This window comes from Mycobacterium sp. VKM Ac-1816D (assembly GCF_000416385.1).
In the GTDB taxonomy this organism is placed as follows: domain Bacteria; phylum Actinomycetota; class Actinomycetes; order Mycobacteriales; family Mycobacteriaceae; genus Mycobacterium; species Mycobacterium neoaurum_A.
In genome coordinates, this window is the sequence record NZ_AOHQ01000138.1 from 87883 (window position 1) to 107055 (window position 19173).

Sequence of the window (19173 nt, forward strand, 5' to 3'; positions counted from 1 at the left end):
CGCGCTCAGTGGGTGTAGAGCTCCGGGCGGCGCAACCGCAGATAGTTCACGTGCCCGCCGAGCGCGCTGCGCAACGCGAGGTCGACGGTGAGGACGTCGTCGTCGCGGCCGAGTTCGGCCACCACCCGGCCGTCGGGGTCGACCGCGCGGCTGCCACCGCAGAATCGGTGCCCGATCTCGGCACCGCACCGGTTGGCGTAGACCAGCGGCAACCGGTTCTCCAGCGCGCGGGACTGTGCGGCGATCAGGTGATCGTTGTACAGCGGATCCATGTTGGCCGAGCTGACCACCAGCAGCTGCGCCCCGCCGTCGGCCAGGGTGCGGGCCACCTCCGGGAACTCCATGTCGAAGCAGTTCACCAGGCCCACCCGCAGCTCGCCGAGCTGCGCGACCACCAGCCGGTCCCCGGCGGTGAACGCCTGTGCCTCGGCGTCGAACAGGTGTGTCTTTCGGTAGTTGGCGACCAACACGCCGGAGGCGTCGATGGCGGCCATCGAGTTGTAGGGCTTGCCCGGCCCTGGCTCCAGGTAACCGCCCACGAACGCGGTGCCGGCCGCGGCGCAGGCCGCGGCGATCTCGGCCATTGCCTGCTCCGGCGGGGCGGCCAACTCGTCGAGATCGTCGATCTCGTAACCGGTGAGGGCCAGTTCGGGCACCACCACCAGATCGGCGTCGGCGTGCCGGCGGACGAGTGCGCTGAGCCGGGCGCTGTTGCGCGCGATATCGCGTGCGGCGACGTCGAGTTGAGCGATCGCGACTCGGACGGTGTCAGCGCTGTCGGCCATCTGGCCATTCTGCAGCAGCGGCGTGGCGAACCGGCCCACGAAGGCACGAGTACGCCGTTACGCTCCTGGACACGGGTGTTTCGCTTGGGGAGGCGGACGGGGATGGCGGTGCGCGGGGGCGGACGTGTGTATGTGATGCGGCGTGCGGGGGCGGCCGCGGCCATGGCTGCGGCCGCTCTGCTGTTCGGAATCGGCGGGGCCGGGATGGCGCAGGCCGACGAGCCGAGTTCCACGAGCACGGCGAGCGCGCAGCAGGACGTAGCGACCGCATCGGATCCGGCGCCCGAGACGGCCTCCGTGCGGTTGGCCGACGGCGGTGCGATCTCCGGACCGGACGATCACGACCGCGATGCCGCGGTGGGTACCGATCACCCGAGCACGGGCCGGGTCGCGACGCGCGCGCGGGCGCTGCTCGATGACGACGACCCGCTGGCCGAGGCCGCTGCGCGCGCCGAACCGGCGACCCTGCCCGCACCGACCGACGAGATGTCCACGGCGCACGGTGATATCGGAAAGTGGATGCTCACGCCCGCGGGCCAGATCTCCGACTGGGGCGGTAAGCAACACGACGGCCGGACGCTGTTGGAGGCGGTGAACGTGATCATCGTCGATCCGCGGTCGACGTCGCCGGGGCAGGCCGGGCGTCGGCTCAACCAGGCGATGTTCGCGTCCGGATTCCCGGCCCAGCCGCTGCACAGCTTCGGGTTCCAGGGACGCATCGACGATGTCGCCTACGGCCAACAGCCGGGCGGGGTGCTGCTGAGCTACTCCGACGATTTCTTCCTGCGCCAGAACCACCATGGCCGGATATTCGGGCCGGATCCGATCGAGACCGCGACCGGGTTCGTCTGGAGTGGCGCGTTCTCCACCGAGCGGGTCGCGTTCACCGGGTGGCTTCCCGGCCATGCCTATGTCTCGTCGAATCAGGCGCGGGATTCGCTGGCGACGGCGTTGGTCACGAGCGGGCACGCCACGTTCGGCGGTCTCGTCGCGCTGGACAATGCCTATCAGAGCCTGACCACCACCACCGGTGACCATGACGGATTCGCCGTCGTGCTGGTGCTCACCGGGGTCGGCGGTCCGTCGCGGCGCGAGACGCTGGTGAGCACACGGGGCGCGGCCACCTCCGGGATCGTGGCCGCCGCGGTGACGGCCGAGCGGACCTGTCCGGTCCTCCCGTCGACGTCGGTGGGGCCGACGCAATGTCAGCCAGACGGCCCCGTTGTTGCCATACCCGCGCGACGAGCTCTTGACAGTCCTTTCCAATTGTCGTAGTTATGAGACATGACGGCTCAAATGTCTCACGATGCGGTGTTCCAGCTGGCGACCGCCCAGACCTGGCCCGATCCGTGGCCGATGTACCGGGCCCTGCGTGACCACGACCCGGTGCACCATGTCCGCACCGATCACCCCGACCGCGACTACCCCGGCCACGACTACTACGTGCTGTCCCGGCATGCCGACATCTGGGCCGCCGCCCGCGATCACCGCACCTTCTCCTCGGCCGAGGGCCTCACGGTCAACTACGGCGAGCTGGAGATGATCGGACTGACCGACAATCCGCCGATGGTCATGCAGGATCCACCGGTGCACACCGAATTTCGCAAGTTGGTGGCACGCGGCTTCACCCCGCGGCAGGTGGAGGCGGCGGAGCCCAAGGTGCGCGACTTCGTCGTCGACCGCATCGAGAGGTTGCGCGCCGACGGCGGCGGCGACATCGTCGCCGAGCTGTTCAAACCGCTGCCGTCGATGGTCGTCGCCCATTACCTTGGGGTGCCCGACGAGGACCGCGGTCAGTTCGACGGCTGGACCGACGCGATTGTCGCCGCCAACACCGCCGACGGGGGCATCGGCGGCGCACTGGAAAGCCTCGGCGACGCGCTCGGCGCCATGATGGCCTACTTCACCGCGCTGATCGAGAAGCGGCGCGCCGAACCGGCGGACGACACCGTGTCACATCTGGTGGCCGCCGGGGTCGGCGCCGACGGGGACATCGCCGGGGTGCTGGCCATCCTGGCCTTCACTTTCACCATGGTCACCGGTGGGAACGACACCACGACCGGAATGCTGGGCGGCTCGGTGCAACTGCTGCACCGACACCCCGACCAACGCCGGTTACTCGTCGAACATCCGGACCTGATCGACGATGCGGTCGACGAGTTCCTCCGGCTGACCTCACCGGTACAGGGGTTGGCGCGCACCACGACCTGCGATGCCACGGTGGGCGACACCACGATTCCCGCCGGCCGCAAGGTGCTGCTGCTCTACGGTTCGGGCAATCACGACGAACGCCAATATGGTTCCGACGCCGAGCAACTCGATGTCCGGCGTAGGCCGCGCAACATCCTGACCTTCAGCCACGGTGCGCACCACTGCCTGGGGGCCGCGGCCGCCAGGATGCAGTCGCGGGTCGCGCTGCAGGAATTACTGCGCCGGATACCGGATTTCGAGGTCGACCTGGACAGGGTGACGTGGGCCGGTGGCAGCTATGTGCGGCGGCCACTGTCGGTACCGTTCACCGTATGCCGATGAGCGATTGGCTGGCCGACCGGCGGACCGAGGCCGCCGCCGAACGCATTCTCGATGCCGCCGAGGAACTGTTCACCCAGTACGACGCGGCCGCCGTGGGAATGAACGAGATCGCCCGCGCCGCAGGCTGTTCGCGCGCCACGCTGTATCGCTACTTCGAGAGCCGCGATGCGCTCTACACCGCCTATGTGCACCGCGAGACGCATCGACTGTTCGGTGAGATCGGCGCACAACTCGCCACGATCACCGACCCACGGCAGCGGTTGGTCGAGGGCGCGCTGGGCGCATTGCACCGGGTGCGGAACAGCCCGGCGCTGGCGTCATGGTTCGCTCATTCGGCCCGCCCGATCGGCGGCGAGATGGCCGAACGCTCCGAGGTGATCAGGACGCTGGCCGAGGCCTTTCTGTTGTCGATGGGCGATGATCAACCCGGCGCCACGCTGCGCGCCCGCTGGCTGGTACGGGTGCTGATCTCACTGCTGCAGTTTCCCGGCCACGACGACGCCGATGAACGCGCCATGTTGGAAACGTTCGTCGCCCCGACGGTCGGCGGCTTCCTCACGCAGCCCAGTACGCGCGCGCCTTGACCGATTTGCGCGGGATCTTGTAGTCCTCGCGCAGCACCTTGGCCACCGCCCTGGTGGTGCGGTTGTCACACGCCACCCAGCCGAAGTGGTCCGGAGCGTCGAAGGCCGCCTCGGCGACGGCCCGCACCAACTCGGCACCGCCGTCGACCCGGTCGACCCAGGTGACATCGGCTCTGCCGGTGGGAATCTCGCGGTCGTCGTCATGGGACGACTCGAGGAAGACCTGCGCCGGTGCGTCGCCGATGGCCGCCAGCAACGAGTTGATCGCGGGCAACGACGCAGCATCGCCGACGATGACATACCCCGCGGGCGCCGGTTCCGGGATGGCGAAATCACTGCCCAGCACCGTCACCTCGAGCGTGTCACCGACCGCGGCGTTGCGCGCCCACCGGGTGGCGACACCGTCGTGCATGGCGAAATCGATATCGACGGTGCCCTTTTCGGGGTCCGGATTGACCAGGGTGTAACCGCGTTGATGGGAACGCGCCCCGTCGGGGAACCAGCCGCGCACCCACATCGTCGGGTGGATGGACTGCTCGCTCAGCAGTTCGGGTGCAGAGAAGTGCAACCGCAGGAAGTTGTCGGTGATATCGGTACGGCCAGTGACGGTCAGTTCGTAATCCCCGCCGCGCCACAGCTTGACCAGCACGCCCTCGATACCGCGTGACGGCTTCAGATCGATCATGAGCCCTCCTAAGTCGATGCTTAGGTAAGGGTAGCCTAATTTCTACTCGGACGGTCTCGCACCCGGGTCAGCCGGTGCAATAACCAGGCCAACGGGACGGTGGCGACCATGGTGCCGAAGAACAGCGCCCACATCGAGCCGGTGTAGATCGGGAAGCGCAGCACCTCGACCATCACCAGCTCCATCAGGATCAGATGGATCAGGAAGATCTCATAGGAGATCTCACCGAGGAACACCATCGGCCGACTCGCCATCGCCCGGTAGTACCAGCCGGTCTGCCCCGGCGCCGACCCCGTCAGCGCAGACCCGGTAAGCGCCAAAGGCGCCGACCCCGTCAGCGCCAAAGGCGCGACCACCAGCGTGGCGATCGCCATGTAGAACACCGTCTTCACCACCGCCTCGCTCAACAACGCCGGCGAGGTGGTCGGCGCACCGGCCAGCGGTGTGGCGGCGATCAGATAACAGATCACCGCCAGCGGCAGGCACAGCATCGCGTAAGCGCGAACACCGGCGGCCTCCCACACCGCCAACAGCATGCCGCCGACGAACCAGGCCAGATAGGTCGGCAGCCACAGCGGTGCGGCGTCGGGCAGGAAATCGGTGCTGTGCACCAACCACAGCCACGCCGGGCTGATCGCGAACAGCACACCCAACCCGGTCAGCAGCAGACCCGGTCGCCACCGTCGCCGGCACAGCACCACCAGCAGCAGCCAGGCCAGCACCGGCAACACCAGATAGAAGGCCACCTCGACGGCCAGGCTCCACATCTGCGTCATGCCCTGGTGCAGATACGAATACAGATAGTTGTCGGTGTAGATCTGGGTCAGAGTCAGGTTGCGCAGCAACCCCTCCCAGGTGTGTCCGGGGTTGGGCCCGGCCTCGCGGAAGTGATACACCGCGTAGGCCACCAGCACGGTCACCACATAGGCAGGCATGATGCGGCGCACCCGATGCCAGGCATAACGCCGGACCGACGGGGACGGAAGGCCGGCAGCAGACGCGCGCACCCACGGGCGGAACAGCAGAAAACCCGACAGCACGAAGAAGATCGGCACACCGATCTCGGCGCGCGACCAGAACGACCCGGTGAACCCCTGCGGGTACTTTCCGGTGGTGTACGCCGCGTGCGTCAACACCACCAACAGCGCGGCGACCGCGCGCACACCGGTCAGCGCGTCGACCCGCCCGGTGGCAGAAACCGATTCCAAACCGCCCTGGGCGTCGCGCTGCGACGTCACGAGTCCTTGCGGCGAGGCTTGCTGGTGCCGCTCCCGCGGTCGGGTTGCAGGTTGATCAGCACACCCTGGATCCGGGTGTTCTCCAGCTTCTTGTACACCTCACGCGGCAACTTGGCCGGCAGCTCCACCAACGAGTGGTCGACCCGAATGGCGATATGACCGAAATCGCTGCGGTTCAGCCCACCCTCGTTGGCGATCGCCCCGACGATCGCGCCGGGCGCCACCTTGTGCCGCTTGCCCACCGCGATGCGGTAGGTCGCCAGATCGGTGCGGGTGCTGTGCTTCTTGCGCGGGCGGTCCTCACGGGCACCCCGATCATCGCGGTCGGGGCGCTCCTTGCGCTTCTCCGGCGGCGGCTCGGTCATCAGGAACGCTTCGCCGTCACGGGACAACAACGCCAGCGCCGCGGCGATATCGGCCAACGGCACATCGTTGTCACGCTCGTAGTCCTCGATGAGGCGGCGGAACAGGTCGATGCCCGGGGAGTTGAGCGATTCGCTGATCGAGTCGCGGAACTTCTGGACACGCTGGGCGTTGACATCGTCCACCGACGGAAGCTGGATCTCGACGAGCTTCTGACGGGTGACCCGCTCGATCGAACTGAGCAGGTGCCGTTCGCGGGGTGTCACGAACAACATGGCGTTGCCCGACCGCCCGGCGCGACCGGTGCGCCCGATGCGGTGCACATAGGACTCCGGGTCGTGCGGGATGTCGTAGTTGACCACGTGGCTGATGCGTTCGACATCCAGGCCGCGGGCCGCGACATCGGTTGCGACCAGGATGTCGATGGCACCGCTCTTGAGCGAGGCGATGGTGCGCTCACGCTGGGCCTGCGCGATGTCACCGTTGATGGCGGCCGCGGCGAAACCACGCGCACGCAGCTTCTCGGCGACCTCCTCGGTGGCCTGCTTGGTACGGACGAACACGATCATCGCGTCGCCCTCTTCGACCTCGAGCAGCCGCGTCAGCGCATCCATCTTGCGCGGGTAGGACACCTGCAGGTAGCGCTGGGTGATGTTCTCGGCGGTCTGCGTCTTCGCCTTGACAGTGACCTCGACCGGATCGTGCAGGTACTTGGAGGTGATCTTCTTGATCGCCGGCGGCATGGTCGCCGAGAACAGCGCGACCTGCTTGTACTCGGGGGTGTCGGCCAGGATGCGTTCGACATCCTCGGCGAAGCCCATCTGCAGCATCTCGTCGGCCTCGTCGAGCACCAGGTAATCCAGATGCGAGAGGTCCAGGCTGCCCTTCTCCAGATGGTCGATGACGCGACCCGGCGTGCCGACGACCACCTGCGCACCCCGCTTGAGACCGGACAGCTGCGGCCCGTAGGACGAGCCGCCGTACACGGGCAGCACGTTGACCGACAGGTGTGCGCCGTAGCGGCCGAAGGCCTCGGCGACCTGCAGCGCCAGTTCCCGCGTCGGGGCCAGGACCAGGGCCTGGGTATTGCGGCTGCCGGCGTCGATCTTGGACAGGATCGGGATGGCGAAGGCCGCCGTCTTACCTGTTCCGGTCTGGGCGAGGCCCACGACATCGGAGCCCGCCAGCATCGGCGGGATGGTGGCCGCCTGGATCGCCGAAGGCGACTCGTAGCCGACCTCCGTGACGGCCTGCAGCACAGACGGGTGAATCTGCAGGTCAGCAAAGGTCAGTTCGGGGGCGGGGCTGGGTTCATCGATCGAGGTCATTTCACGAGCAGTCTAATGTGTGCGCGTCGCCACCCCCGACCAGACGTGGCACACCGGTACGGTGCGGTGTTGTGATGACGACTGCCAACGGTGCACTGGTACTGGCAGCCGCCCTCTTACTGGCGGGTTGCGGGTCCAGCGATTCCACGGTGTCCAAGACCCCGGACGCACCGGCGCCGGTGTCGGCGCCGGCCAGCGCGACGGTCACGGCCGCCCCGCCGCCACCACCGCCGGAACCCACCCCGGCCGCCGACCCGTGTGCGGTGAACCTGGCCGCCCCCGAGGTCGTCCGCGCGGTGTCCGAGCTGCCGCGTGACCCGCGCAGCAATCAGCCGTGGAGCGCGGAACCGTTGGCGGGCAACTACAACGAGTGCGCCCAGCTGTCGGCGGTGATCGTCAAGGCCAACACCAATGCCCAGAACGCCAACACCCGTGCGGTGATGTTCCACCTCGGAAAGTTCATCCCCACCGGCGTGCCCGATACCTACGGGTTCAACGATATCGACACCACCGCCAGCACCGGGGACACCGTGGCGCTGATGTTCACCGGTGGCGTGCCCGGGGTGAACAGTGTGGTGCGGTTCCGGTGGAACGGCGCCGGTGTCGAACTGATCGGCAACACAGGCTGACGACATCATCCAGATCAGCTCCTTCTCATCGGATAATGAGAAGTCGATAGGCGACACCGGTCGCTTTGATATCGGACCAAGGAGCTCGATTCGTGCTGACAGGCGTTGAGATACCCGTTGGAAAGATCGTAGGTCCCGTTATTGGCCAAGCTCTGGCGCGCGGCGTGAAAGCAGCACTCCAGGACGCTCGGCGACGCCGGGTTGGGATCTCACGCACCGAGAAAACGATGATGCAGACATTGGACCCGGGCGACCTACTAGCAACATTCAGCACGCTATCGTTGTATTTCGAACTGCCTGACGACGTCTCTGTAAGGGACATAGAAAAGACTCTCGCGATGCCAGAGCTTTCTGGGATCGTCAAAGAACTCATGGCAGCAGAGGTTGCCGATCTACCATCCCAGATGACCTCCAAGATCAAGGCTAATTTCGGGGATTGTTTCACCAGAAGCGTTAGCACCAACTCTATCGAGGAATTGCGCGAGATAGGGTTGGCAATTTTTGATCAGTTGCAATCTTCATGCAGTGAGCTCGTAGTGAAGCTACGCGAGGCAGATCCAGCTTTGTTTGAAAAACTTAGCCTCTCGTCACAATTCCACACCTTGATCTCGTCCTCACAATCTATCGAAGAACATTTGAAATCAGTTGAGCTACGTAATTCGCAGGCCAAGACTGAAACCTACCGACTGTGGGAGAAAACGTATCTTAACGTCGCCGTGGATGCTCACGGATACCTCGAACCGCCAGACTTTGATCGAAAAACTAAGATACCTTTTGATCAACTCTATGTCAGTCCAGACTTTATAGATAAACGTGAGCCCGACGATCCTGAGGTAATTTCCCTAGCCTCATTGATGGCGACCATTGATCGAACGGTGATCTTAGGCGATCCGGGCGGTGGAAAGTCCACCGTTTCTCGTTACATTGCGTTCAAGGCAGCGTCCAAAGAGTTGGGCGACTTTATCCCCTTCTATGTGATATTGCGAAACCTGAAAATTAACGATTCGCCTAACGATCAAGACGAGTCATTATTAGATCATATCGAGGCGTGGTTGAATATCCATTATCAAACGCCCGCGCCGGCTGGCTGCGTCGAGGACATTCTCTATTCAGGTCGAGCTCTGGTACTTCTGGATGGCCTAGACGAGCTGATAAATACTGGAAAACGCCGCGAGATTACCGAACGGGTCGAACTATTCTCCCGACGTTATCCGCTCGCAAGGATTCTAGTCACCTCCCGCAGAGTCGGTTACGAGCAAGCTCGCTTAGACCCCGATATATTCGCGACATACGGATTAGCCGATTTTTCAGAGGACAAGGTCGAACATTACGTACGTAAATGGTTCGCTACAAACGAACAGTTAGCAGAAGATGCAGCACAGTCTATGGCCGCAGCGCTAATAGCAGAAAGCGACAACGTTCCAGACTTGAGACAGAATCCACTCATGCTAGCGTTGATCTGCATCATTTATCGCGGTGAAAATTTCATACCCAAAAATCGGCCGGCCGTTTACGAAAAATGCGCAACGCTCTTGTTTGAAAAGTGGGACAGCAGCAGGCGTATTCATGTGGAACTTAGAGCAGCAGATTACGTAGATGCTGCAATGAAGCATCTTGCGTATTGGATGCTCAATTCTCAAAACGAGCCGGTGGGCGTAATTGAGGCCGACCTAGTCGATGAATGCACACAGTTACTCGCGAAGAACTTTCAGAACGAAACCGAAGCGCGCCACGCCGCGGTCGAATTTATCGAGTTCTGTCGCGGAAGGGCCTGGGTTTTCTCTGATGCCGGCTCAACGGCTGATGGTCAGCCACTATACCGATTTACGCATCAAACATTCATGGAGTACTTCGCTGCATTCCACTTGACGAGGATTGCTGATACGCCGAATACCATCGGTCGAATCCTACTACCAAGAATAAGTAGTCAGGAATGGGATGTTGTTGCTCAATTAGCAATTCAGATCTTTGACAAATCCCGTGCAGATGGCGCTGAGCGTGTGTTTAACTATTTTATAAAAGATCGTCGCCGCAGATCCTCAGCGCGGCGCGACGCAATTCTTAGTTTTGTAGTTCGATGCATCGCCTTCATACCAGTCTCGCAGACATTCGCCAAACAGCTGACGATTGAAATAATTTCGAACTCGACCGACGGTATCCGTAATACACTGCCAACCAGACCAGGCTTCAATTGGCCAATCTCGTCCATAGTGCGTCTACTTCGAACCCGAGAAGAGCTGATTCCAGCGATACAGCAACAGATGGAAGAATCACTAGTCGATCTATTTGCAGGCTCAGATGAAGAGCAAAGAATAGGTCGATTTATTGTCACTGAACTTCTTTCAACGCCCGCAATTGTTTTGAATCAGCGGGACCTTCCTGGCCCAGTACACCCTAGTTGGCGGACTTGGAGTGCCAAGCAGAGGCGAGAGTTTTCAAAGTACTTCGGCGATAACAGCTTAACAACAGTCAACTTCTGGCTTCTAGGCGAGCAACAAAAGCTGGTAACAACAATGGAAGCTGCGAAAAACTTATCTGATATTTTGGGATTCGATCGGTTGATTGATGCTTTTTTCGTTCGTGGTTGGTCGGAACTGTCAGGGATGACTTACTCAGCGCTTTGCGAGCAAACCCTGCATGCAGCAGAACGCTTGAGTATCGAACCGGCCGACCTCGAGGACTCAATTCGCACTTGGCATGAACAACGCCTTCAAGCGATCGGAACGGCAATCGAATCGAGCGGTGGACCGCCATTTCTCAAACAAGATCAAGCTATCTATGGCCGCCGCTTTCGATTGGCCCGTAAACGCACAAGTTTAAGCACTATTAAACCAGAATATTTGTGGATTGCAGTCGTTATCCTTTTGATTGAATGGGAGTTAAGTATCCAATCAAGCTCCGAGCGACAAATATTCATGAGACGTTATCCAGACCCTTTGCAAACGTTGATGGACCGACGGCGCGGTCATGATACTGACGGGCTGAGTACAGATGAAGTGGTGGCTCGATTGCCAATCGGCACTCACCATCAGAATGTGCTTACCGAATGGGCTGAGAACAAAGTCAGCTTCGTACAGCCGGTTCCGACTTAGAGTGAATTTCGAGCTTTTCGCTTTGATTTGGGACTTTAGGCGGACCCGTTAATTCGTCAACTCCGTTAGCCATCACCCATTGGCCAAGACTATTGATAGTCTTGGTTGTGCTCCGGCAGCTCTTTTGTTGAGGCTACTGCCGGTCTGAGCCAGGCCCGGCGATGTCGGAGGCGTCCCCTAGCCTGGACGCGTGTTCACCGACCCCGCGACCGAAGGCCTCGTGGTCTACAGCGCCTCCGACCTCGCGGCGGCCGCCCGGTGTGAATACGCGTTGCTGCGCTCCTTCGACGCGCACCTCGGCCGCGGCCCGAAGATCTCCGGTGACGACGAACTACTCGCGCGCACGGCCGATCTGGGTGACGATCACGAACAGCGTCACCTGGAGTCGCTGCGCGAGGATGTCGAGGTCACCGTGATCGGGCGGCCGCGCTATACGGTCGCCGGGCTCACCGCGGCGGCCGCCCAGACCATGGACGCCATCGAACGCCGCGCACCGGCGATCTACCAGGCGGCCATGTTCGACGGCCGGTTCGCCGGTTTCGCCGACTTTCTCACGCTGCACGCCGGCCCCCGCGGTGGGAGCTACCGACTGCGCGATACCAAGCTCGCCCGCTCGGTGAAGGTCGAGGCACTGCTGCAGTTGGCCGCCTACGCCGACACCCTGGCCGCCGCCGGTGTCCCGGTCGCCGACGAGATCGACCTGCTGCTCGGCGACGGCGCGGTAGCCACCTACCGCGTCGACGAGTTGTTGCCGGTGTACCGACCGCGCCGCGCCGCGCTGGAACGGCTGCTCGACGAGCATCTGGCCGGCGGCCGACCGGTGTCCTGGACCGACTCGGGGGTGCGGGCCTGCTTCCGCTGCCCCGAGTGCAGCGTGCAGGTCAAGGACAGTGACGACCTGCTGCTGGTCGCCGGGATGCGGGTCAGCCAGCGGGCCCGGCTGCTGGACGCCGGGATCACCACCGTGCACGAGTTGGCAGGCCATCACGGCCCCGTTCCCGAACTGTCGGCACGGGCAGTCACCGCGCTGACCGCGCAGGCCCGGTTGCAGATCGCCGAGCGCACCGACGGTAAGCCGCCCTATGAGATCGTCGACGCCCAACCGCTGATGGTGCTGCCCGACGCCGACAAGGGTGACCTGTTCTTCGACTTCGAGGGCGACCCGCTGTGGACCCGCAACGGTGTCGACTGGGGTCTGGAATACCTGTGGGGTGTGCTGACCGTCAACGATGAGTTCACCCCGTTGTGGGCGCATGACCGGGCGGCGGAAAAGCAGGCGTTGCAGGACTTCCTGGCCATGGTCCGCAAACGGCGCAAGCGCTATCCGAACATGCACATCTACCACTACGCGGCCTATGAGAAGAGCACGCTGCTGCGGCTGGCCGGCCGCTACGGAGTCGGCGAGGACGATATCGACGACCTGCTGCGCAACGGGGTGCTCGTCGATCTGTACCCGTTGGTGCGCAAGAGCATTCGGGTCGGCACGGAGAGCTACAGCATCAAGTACCTGGAACCGCTCTACATGGGCAACGAACTGCGTGATGGTGAGGTCACCACCGCCACCGACTCGATCACCCAGTACGCGAAGTTCTGCGCCCTGAACGCCGACGGGCGCACCGCCGACGCCGAGATCGTGCTCAAACAGATCGAGGACTACAACCGCTACGACTGCCGCTCGACACGACGGCTACGCGACTGGTTGGTGGCCCGCGCCATCGAATCCGCGGTCCCCCCGCGCGGCCCGCAATCGGTGCGCGACAACGGATCCCGGGCCGGCACCCAGGCCGCCGTCACGGTCATCGACGGTACCGACCGCGCACTGCTGAAGTTCGCCGGGGACAACACGACCGAGCGCAGCGCCGAGCAGACCGCGGTGGCCATGATCGCCGCCGCCCGCGGCTATCACAAACGCGAGGACAAACCGTTCTGGTGGTCGCATTTCGACCGGGTCAACAACCCGGTCGACGAATGGTCGGACAACAGCGACGTGTTCGTCGCCGACACAGCGGAGATCATCGCCGACTGGCACACCCCGCCGCGGGCACGCAAGCCGCAGCGGCACATCCGGCTCACCGGCGAACTCGCCAACGGTGAGCTGTGCCGGGAGATGTTCGCCCTGTACGACCCGCCGTCGCCGACCGGGTTGTCCGAGGACCCCGACCGGCGCGCCTTCGGCAACGTCGTCGTCACCGACTGCGACAACCCGGAGGCGCCGACATCCGTCGTCGCGGTCGAGAAACACAGCGAGCCGTTCGACCGGCTGCCGTTCGCCCTCACCCCACCCGGACCCATCAACACCAAACCGCTGCAGGAGTCGATCGCGGACACCGCGGCGACGGTGGCCACCGGGCTGCCCACCTTGCCCGCGACCGCCGTCACCGACATCCTGTTGCGCCGCCCGCCGCGCACCCGCAGCGGCGGCCCGCTCCCCCGCACCGAGGACGTCTGCGCCGATATCACCGCGGCGCTGCTGGATCTCGACTCCTCCTATCTGGCCGTGCACGGCCCACCAGGCACCGGCAAGACCTACACCTCGGCGGCGGTGATCGCCCGCTTGGTCGACCAGCACGGCTGGCGGATCGGCGTGGTCGCCCAGTCCCATGCCGTGGTGGAGAACCTGCTGGGCGGGGTCATCGATGCCGGTGTGGACGCCGAGCGGGTCGGCAAGAAGAAGAGCCCGGACCGCCCCTGGCGCGAGATCGCCGAGAAGGACTATCCGGCGTTCATCGCCGAGACACCCGGGTGTGTCATCGGCGGCACCGCATGGGATTTCGCGAATCCTTCGCGGATACCTCGTGGGGCCCTCGACCTGCTGGTCATCGAGGAGGCCGGCCAGTACAGCCTGGCCAACACCATCGCCGTCGCCTCGGCGGCGCGCACCCTGCTGCTGCTCGGCGACCCGCAGCAGCTACCGCAGGTCAGCCAGGGCACCCACCCCGAGCCGGTCGACGGATCGGCGCTGGGCTGGTTGGTGGACGGCCACGCCACCCTGCCCGAGGAGCGCGGCTACTTCCTGGACCGCTCCTTCCGGATGCACCCGGCGGTGTGCCGTCCGGTGTCACGGTTGTCCTACGACGGGCGGTTGCAGGCCATGGCGGAGGTCAGCGGGGCCCGCAGGCTGGCCGGCGTGCAACCCGGGGTGCATGTGCTGACCGTCGAGCACACCGGCAACTCCACCGACAGCCCGGAGGAGGCCGACGCGATCATCGCCGAGATCACGTCCAGGCTGGGCAGTGAGTGGACCGACGAAAAGGGCACCGCCGCATTGGATCAGCACCACGTCCTGGTGGTGACCCCGTACAACGCCCAGGTGGTGACGCTTCGCCGCAGGCTCGACGCGGCGGGGCTCGACGAGGTCGAGGTGGGCACGGTCGACAAGTTCCAGGGCCGTCAGGCGGCGCTGGTGTTCGTCTCGATGACGGCCTCCTCGGCCGATGACGTCCCGCGCGGAGTGTCGTTCCTGCTCAACCGCAACCGCCTCAACGTCGCGATCAGCCGAGCCAAGTACGCCGCGGTGATCGTGCGCTCGGCGACGCTGACCGACTACCTTCCCGCCACCCCTGCCGGACTGATCGAGCTGGGCGCCTTCCTGGCGCTCACCGATCCGGTGTAGCCACCCGCTACGGGTCAGTCCCCGCGGGAGTGCCTGCCCCGCGCGGGGCGCGCCACCGGCAGGCTCGACCAGTCCTCGGCCGGTGCGGACCAGGAGTCGTCGACGCGGTGTGCGCCCAGCGGTCCGCCCGATGCCACCTGCCCGGTGTCGCCGTGCCGCAGGCTCAGCTGATCGGTCACCGAGTCATCGCCCGCGACAACATCCTCGGCGAACTCGTCGGCGAACTCGTGAGTGACGGCAGGCACGACATCGGTGGGCATGTCGTGCTGCATGTCGGCGTGCGGATCCGACACCGACCACTCCATGTATTCGTCGTCGGCGTAGTCGTCGTCGTAATCGTCATAGTGGTCACCATCGGCCCAGTCCTCGCCGAGGGAATGTTGGTCGGCCAGCGGCGTCGCCGCGAGCGGATGGTCGGGCATCACGTCGCCGCGGTCCCCGCCGCGCAGGAAGATCGCCCCCACCACCCCGAACAACGCGATGAACGCCGGCAGCAGCAGCGACTGGGCCAGCGCCGCCGAGAACGGCGCCTCCAGGAAGGACGGCAGATCCGGGGCCGGGCCCTCGCCGGAGACCGGTTGCCCGCCGCCGCCTAGCTCGGCTCCGATCCGGCTGGTCATGAAGGCCGCCATCGCCGCGCTGCCGAGCACCGCGCCGACCTGACGGGTGCTGTTGTAGACCCCCGACCCCGCACCGGCGGATTCGGGCGGCAGATTGCGGGTGGCGGTCGCGGCCAGCGGCGACCAGACGAACGCCATGCCGACACCCATGACCGTCAGCGGTAGCAGCAACCGCCAGATCGCGGTGGACGGCGTCATCTCGAACGACAACCAGGTCAGCCCGATGGCCAGCAGCGAGAACCCGAAGCCGATGATCGGCGTCGGCGGCTTGCGGTCGACCATCCGGCCGACGAACGGCGCCAGCGCACCCGAAGCGATCGCCATCGGCGCCGTCAGCAGGGCCGAGCGGGTGTAGGACAACCCCAGCACCACCGGGGCGTAGAACATCACCGGCAGGATCATCGCGGTGACGGTGAAGCTGATGACGGCGACGCCGACGGTCGAGAGGGTGAAATCGCGGTCGGCGAAGATGCGCAGCGGGATCAGCGGTTCCCGCGGGTTCACCGACTGCCAATAGACGAAGCCCACCAGGAAGGCGCAGCCGAGGGCCATCGTCGCCCAGATCCAGGGTGCCCAATCGTGGGACTGTCCCTCCTGCAGACCGAACACGATGAAGAACATCGCCAGCCCGGACAGCGCCACCCCGAGCAGATCGAAATCGTGCCGCTCGGTGGGCAGGGAGGGAACCAGCCACATGGCCAGCCCGATACCGATGATGCCGATGGGCACGTTGACGAAGAAGATCCACTGCCAGCCCAGGCCGTCGATGAGCACCCCGCCGGCGATCGGCCCCACCAGGGTCGCCACCCCGGCCGTGGCGCCCCACACGCTCATGGCGACGCCGCGGCGCGCGGCCGGGAATAGCCGGGTGATCGTGGACAGGGTCTGCGGGGTCAGCAGCGCCGCACCAAGACCCTGCACGACGCGGGCCGCGATCAGCATCTCGATGGACCCGGCCAACCCGCACCACAGCGATGCGGCGGTGAACACGCCGAGGCCGATCAGGTAGAGGTTCTTGGGCCCGAACCGGTCGCCCAGGCGCCCGGCCACCAGCAGCGGAACGGCGTAGGCCAGCAGGTAGGCGCTGGTCACCCAGATGACACCGTCGTAGTCGGTGCCCAGCGCGTCCATGATCGGCTTGTTCGCGATCGCGACGATCGTGGAGTCGACCAGGATCATGAAGAAGCCGACCAGCATCGCCCACAGGGCGTGCCACGGGTTGGCAGGACGGGCCTGCCCGGTCATCCGGGAGGCCGAGGGTGATCGGCGATCAGTGGGATTCTCGAACATCTACTCGTCATCGGGGGGTGTGGCGACCGGACCGACGGTACGGTTCGGCCCGTTTCCCGACAAGTCGGGTCGGATCGTCGAGATCCTCGGTCAGACCGTATCGGTCGCGATCGCGGCCGACGACGCCGATCCGTCCTGCTGGGCGGGCGCGCCGACGGTCAGCAGGCCGAGCAGCGCGACACCCGATCCCACCAACATCACCAGGGCGAGGGCGAATTCACTGTTGCCGAGCACCCCGACCAAGGGGGCGACGGCCGCGCCGATGCCGAACTGGGCGGCACCCAGCAACGCCGCCGAGGTGCCCGCGGCTTCGGAGTGCCGCGACAACGCGACCGCCGGCGCGTTGGGCAGCACCAGCCCCATCGCCCCGAGGATCACCATGACGGGTACCAGGAATCCGGTCAGGCCGGCCGCACCGGTGAACGCCAGCGCGATGAACACGATGCCCGCCACGACCGACACACCGAGGGCGGCGACCATGATCTGCTGCGGAGCGAACCGGCGCAGCAGCACGACATTGAACTGGGTGGAGCCGATCAGGACAACCGCCCCGCCTGCGAACACCAACGCGAACATCTGCTGATTCAGCCCGTAGTCACCCTGCAGGACGAAGGGCGCGGCCGAGATGTAGCCGAACAGCCCGGCCATGCTCAATCCCGCGACGGCGACCAACGTCACGAAGCGCGGGTCGCGCAGGAGACCGGCATAGGTGCGCGCGATCCCGCGCACCTGCAGCGGACGCCGGTGGCTGACGGGCAGGGTCTCGGGCAGGGCCAGCGCCGCCAGTAGCAAGAGCGCGGCGGCCAGCACCACCAGCACCGCGAAAACCCAATGCCAGGAGGCGTGCAGCAGCACCGCCGCGCCGAGTGACGGCGCGATCACCGGTGCCACCCCGAGCACCAGGATCAACCGCGACATCACCGTCGCCGCCACATTGTCGACGTACAGATCACCGACCACCGCGACCGCCACCACCGAGGCGGCGGCCGCACCGAAACCCTGGAGCACGCGGCCGGCGCCGAGCACCGCGATATTCGGGGCGAACAGACAGATCAGTGAGGCCACGATATGGATGGCGATGCCCGCCATCAGCGGCAGCCGACGGCCCAACGAATCCGACAGCGGGCCGATGACCAACTGGCCGAGGGCCAGCCCCGCCAGCGTGCCGGTGAGGGTGAGCTGCACCATCGAGGAGGACACCGTGAGGTCCTGTGCGATCCGCGGCAGCGCGGGCAGGTACATGTCGATGGTCAGCGGCCCGAGCGCCACCATCAGTCCCAGCACCGCGATCATCCGCAGCCGGTTCGGCGCACCATCCGTTCGGGTCTCGGTTGTCACGGTCGGCGATGGTGTCACGGGTAGGGACAGCAACGCACATCGGTTTTTTCTTCCCGACCACCGCGACTCACCGCGAAGGCGGCCCGGTTGACGGCCGCGGGCGCGCCGGGCACCAGAGCGCCATCTCAGACGTTGAAGGCACGTTAGCCTGGGTATTCCACAGGCACCGCGGGAATGACCCGAGGATGCGAAGGGAAGTGCGCCGATGAACGCCCGCTCCAGCAAGAACCTGCCAGCCACCCGCGACCGCGTCGACGAGGACCCCAGCGCCGCCGCCAAGGCGCTGTCCCAGATCCTGGAGCGCAGCAACCGTCTGCAGGGACCGGCGGTCACCGCCTACGTGCAGCGGCTGCGCAGCCAGCGTCCCGATGCCACCCCGGCCGAGATCGTCACCGCGTGCGAGAAGCACTACCTGGCCGCGGTGATGGCCTCCGGTGCCGCGGTCGGCTCGGCCGCCGCGTTCCCCGGTATCGGCACGTTGGCCGCGCTGTCAGCGGTGGCCGGTGAGACGGTGGTGTTCCTGGAGGCGACCGCGGTGTTCGTGCTGGCGGTGGCCGAGATACACGGCATTCCCGCCGATCACCGCGAGCGCCGGCGCGCGCTGGTGCTCGCGGTGCTGGTCGGCGAGGACGGTAAGGGTGCGGTCGCCGACCTGGTCGGTGGTGGACGTACCAGCGGGGCGTGGATCTCCGACGGCGCGGCCACCCTGCCGCTGCCTGTGGTGTCCCAGCTGAACAACCGGCTGGTCAAGTACTTCGTCAAGAAGTACGCGCTCAAGCGCGGGGCGCTGGCGTTCGGCAAGTTGCTCCCGGTCGGTGTCGGTGCCGTCGTCGGCGGGATGGGCAACCGGTTGATGGGCAAGAAGATCGTCGGCAACGCCCGGCTGGCGTTCGGAAAACCGCCCGCGCGCTGGCCATCGACACTGCACGTACTTCCCGCGGCTAACTCTGAGTGACAAGTCCCACTCTCATGGTGGGGGTGTACTCCGAGGCGTAGCCTTTAGGGCGGCAAAACGCGGGTAAACCGCACATATCCAGGGGGCGGGTGGCGTAGCACGACGCCTGCCGTGAGCAGAT

At 65.2% G+C, this 19173-nt stretch carries 13 protein-coding genes; 7 read left to right on the top strand and 6 right to left on the bottom strand.

What is annotated here, in order from left to right:
* Positions 1 to 5: 5 nt before the first annotated feature.
* Entirely contained in the window at positions 6 to 785 is a 780-nt protein-coding gene (locus G154_RS17270; protein ID WP_031601628.1) for a nitrilase-related carbon-nitrogen hydrolase, read from the bottom strand.
* A gap of 102 nt (positions 786 to 887) precedes the next feature.
* Here G154_RS17270 and G154_RS17275 point away from each other — a divergent pair, with 102 nt between their 5' ends.
* Genes G154_RS17275 through G154_RS17285 form a run of 3 tightly spaced genes read left to right on the top strand, consistent with a single transcriptional unit; the run spans position 888 to position 3901 of the window.
* The gene (locus G154_RS17275; protein ID WP_023986115.1) at positions 888 to 2060 is read left to right on the top strand and encodes a hypothetical protein; all 1173 of its coding nucleotides are present in this window, start codon (positions 888 to 890) and stop codon (positions 2058 to 2060) included.
* A 9-nt stretch (positions 2061 to 2069) separates the two neighbouring features.
* The gene (locus tag G154_RS17280; protein WP_023986116.1) at positions 2070 to 3317 is read left to right on the top strand and encodes a cytochrome P450; all 1248 of its coding nucleotides are present in this window, start codon (positions 2070 to 2072) and stop codon (positions 3315 to 3317) included.
* Positions 3308 to 3901 (top strand): TetR/AcrR family transcriptional regulator, encoded by a 594-nt coding sequence (locus G154_RS17285; protein ID WP_019510441.1) that lies wholly within the window; start codon positions 3308 to 3310, stop codon positions 3899 to 3901. Before G154_RS17280 ends, G154_RS17285 begins: the two co-directional genes overlap by 10 nt.
* Here G154_RS17285 and G154_RS17290 read toward each other — a convergent pair.
* From G154_RS17290 to G154_RS17300, 3 genes are read right to left on the bottom strand one after another with little or no spacing between them, the layout of a single operon-like run.
* Complete coding sequence (locus G154_RS17290; RefSeq protein ID WP_019510442.1) at positions 3873 to 4586, bottom strand: siderophore-interacting protein; 714 nt, start codon at positions 4584 to 4586, stop codon at positions 3873 to 3875. The genes G154_RS17285 and G154_RS17290 overlap by 29 nt on opposite strands.
* 35 nt (positions 4587 to 4621) lie before the next feature.
* Positions 4622 to 5824, bottom strand: a complete 1203-nt coding sequence (locus G154_RS17295) for an acyltransferase (RefSeq protein ID WP_019510443.1) — start codon at positions 5822 to 5824, stop codon at positions 4622 to 4624.
* Complete coding sequence (locus G154_RS17300) at positions 5821 to 7515, bottom strand: DEAD/DEAH box helicase (RefSeq protein WP_019510444.1); 1695 nt, start codon at positions 7513 to 7515, stop codon at positions 5821 to 5823. Before G154_RS17300 ends, G154_RS17295 begins: the two co-directional genes overlap by 4 nt.
* Before the next feature lie 74 nt (positions 7516 to 7589).
* Here G154_RS17300 and G154_RS17305 point away from each other — a divergent pair, with 74 nt between their 5' ends.
* The 3 genes from G154_RS17305 (at position 7590) to G154_RS17310 (ending at position 14849) form a co-directional block, all read left to right on the top strand.
* Positions 7590 to 8144: an LppP/LprE family lipoprotein gene (locus G154_RS17305; RefSeq protein ID WP_019510445.1), complete on the top strand. Its 555-nt coding sequence runs from the start codon at positions 7590 to 7592 to the stop codon at positions 8142 to 8144.
* A 92-nt stretch (positions 8145 to 8236) separates the two neighbouring features.
* Positions 8237 to 11236 carry an NACHT domain-containing NTPase gene (locus tag G154_RS26055; RefSeq protein ID WP_131701321.1) on the top strand — a complete coding sequence of 1000 codons (3000 nt, stop codon included), beginning with the start codon at positions 8237 to 8239 and terminating at the stop codon, positions 11234 to 11236.
* Between the two features lie 190 nt (positions 11237 to 11426).
* On the top strand, positions 11427 to 14849 hold the full coding sequence (locus tag G154_RS17310) for a TM0106 family RecB-like putative nuclease (protein ID WP_019510446.1): 3423 nt from the start codon (positions 11427 to 11429) through the stop codon (positions 14847 to 14849).
* Between the two features lie 14 nt (positions 14850 to 14863).
* Here G154_RS17310 and G154_RS17315 read toward each other — a convergent pair whose 3' ends face one another.
* Complete coding sequence (locus G154_RS17315) at positions 14864 to 16714, bottom strand: MFS transporter (protein WP_019510447.1); 1851 nt, start codon at positions 16712 to 16714, stop codon at positions 14864 to 14866.
* A 135-nt stretch (positions 16715 to 16849) separates the two neighbouring features.
* Positions 16850 to 18052 (bottom strand): multidrug effflux MFS transporter, encoded by a 1203-nt coding sequence (locus tag G154_RS17320; RefSeq protein WP_023986117.1) that lies wholly within the window; start codon positions 18050 to 18052, stop codon positions 16850 to 16852.
* A gap of 250 nt (positions 18053 to 18302) precedes the next feature.
* On the opposite strand from G154_RS17320, the gene G154_RS17325 reads away from it, so the two are divergent.
* Positions 18303 to 19052, top strand: a complete 750-nt coding sequence (locus G154_RS17325; RefSeq protein ID WP_019510449.1) for a hypothetical protein — start codon at positions 18303 to 18305, stop codon at positions 19050 to 19052.
* Positions 19053 to 19173: the final 121 nt, after the last annotated feature.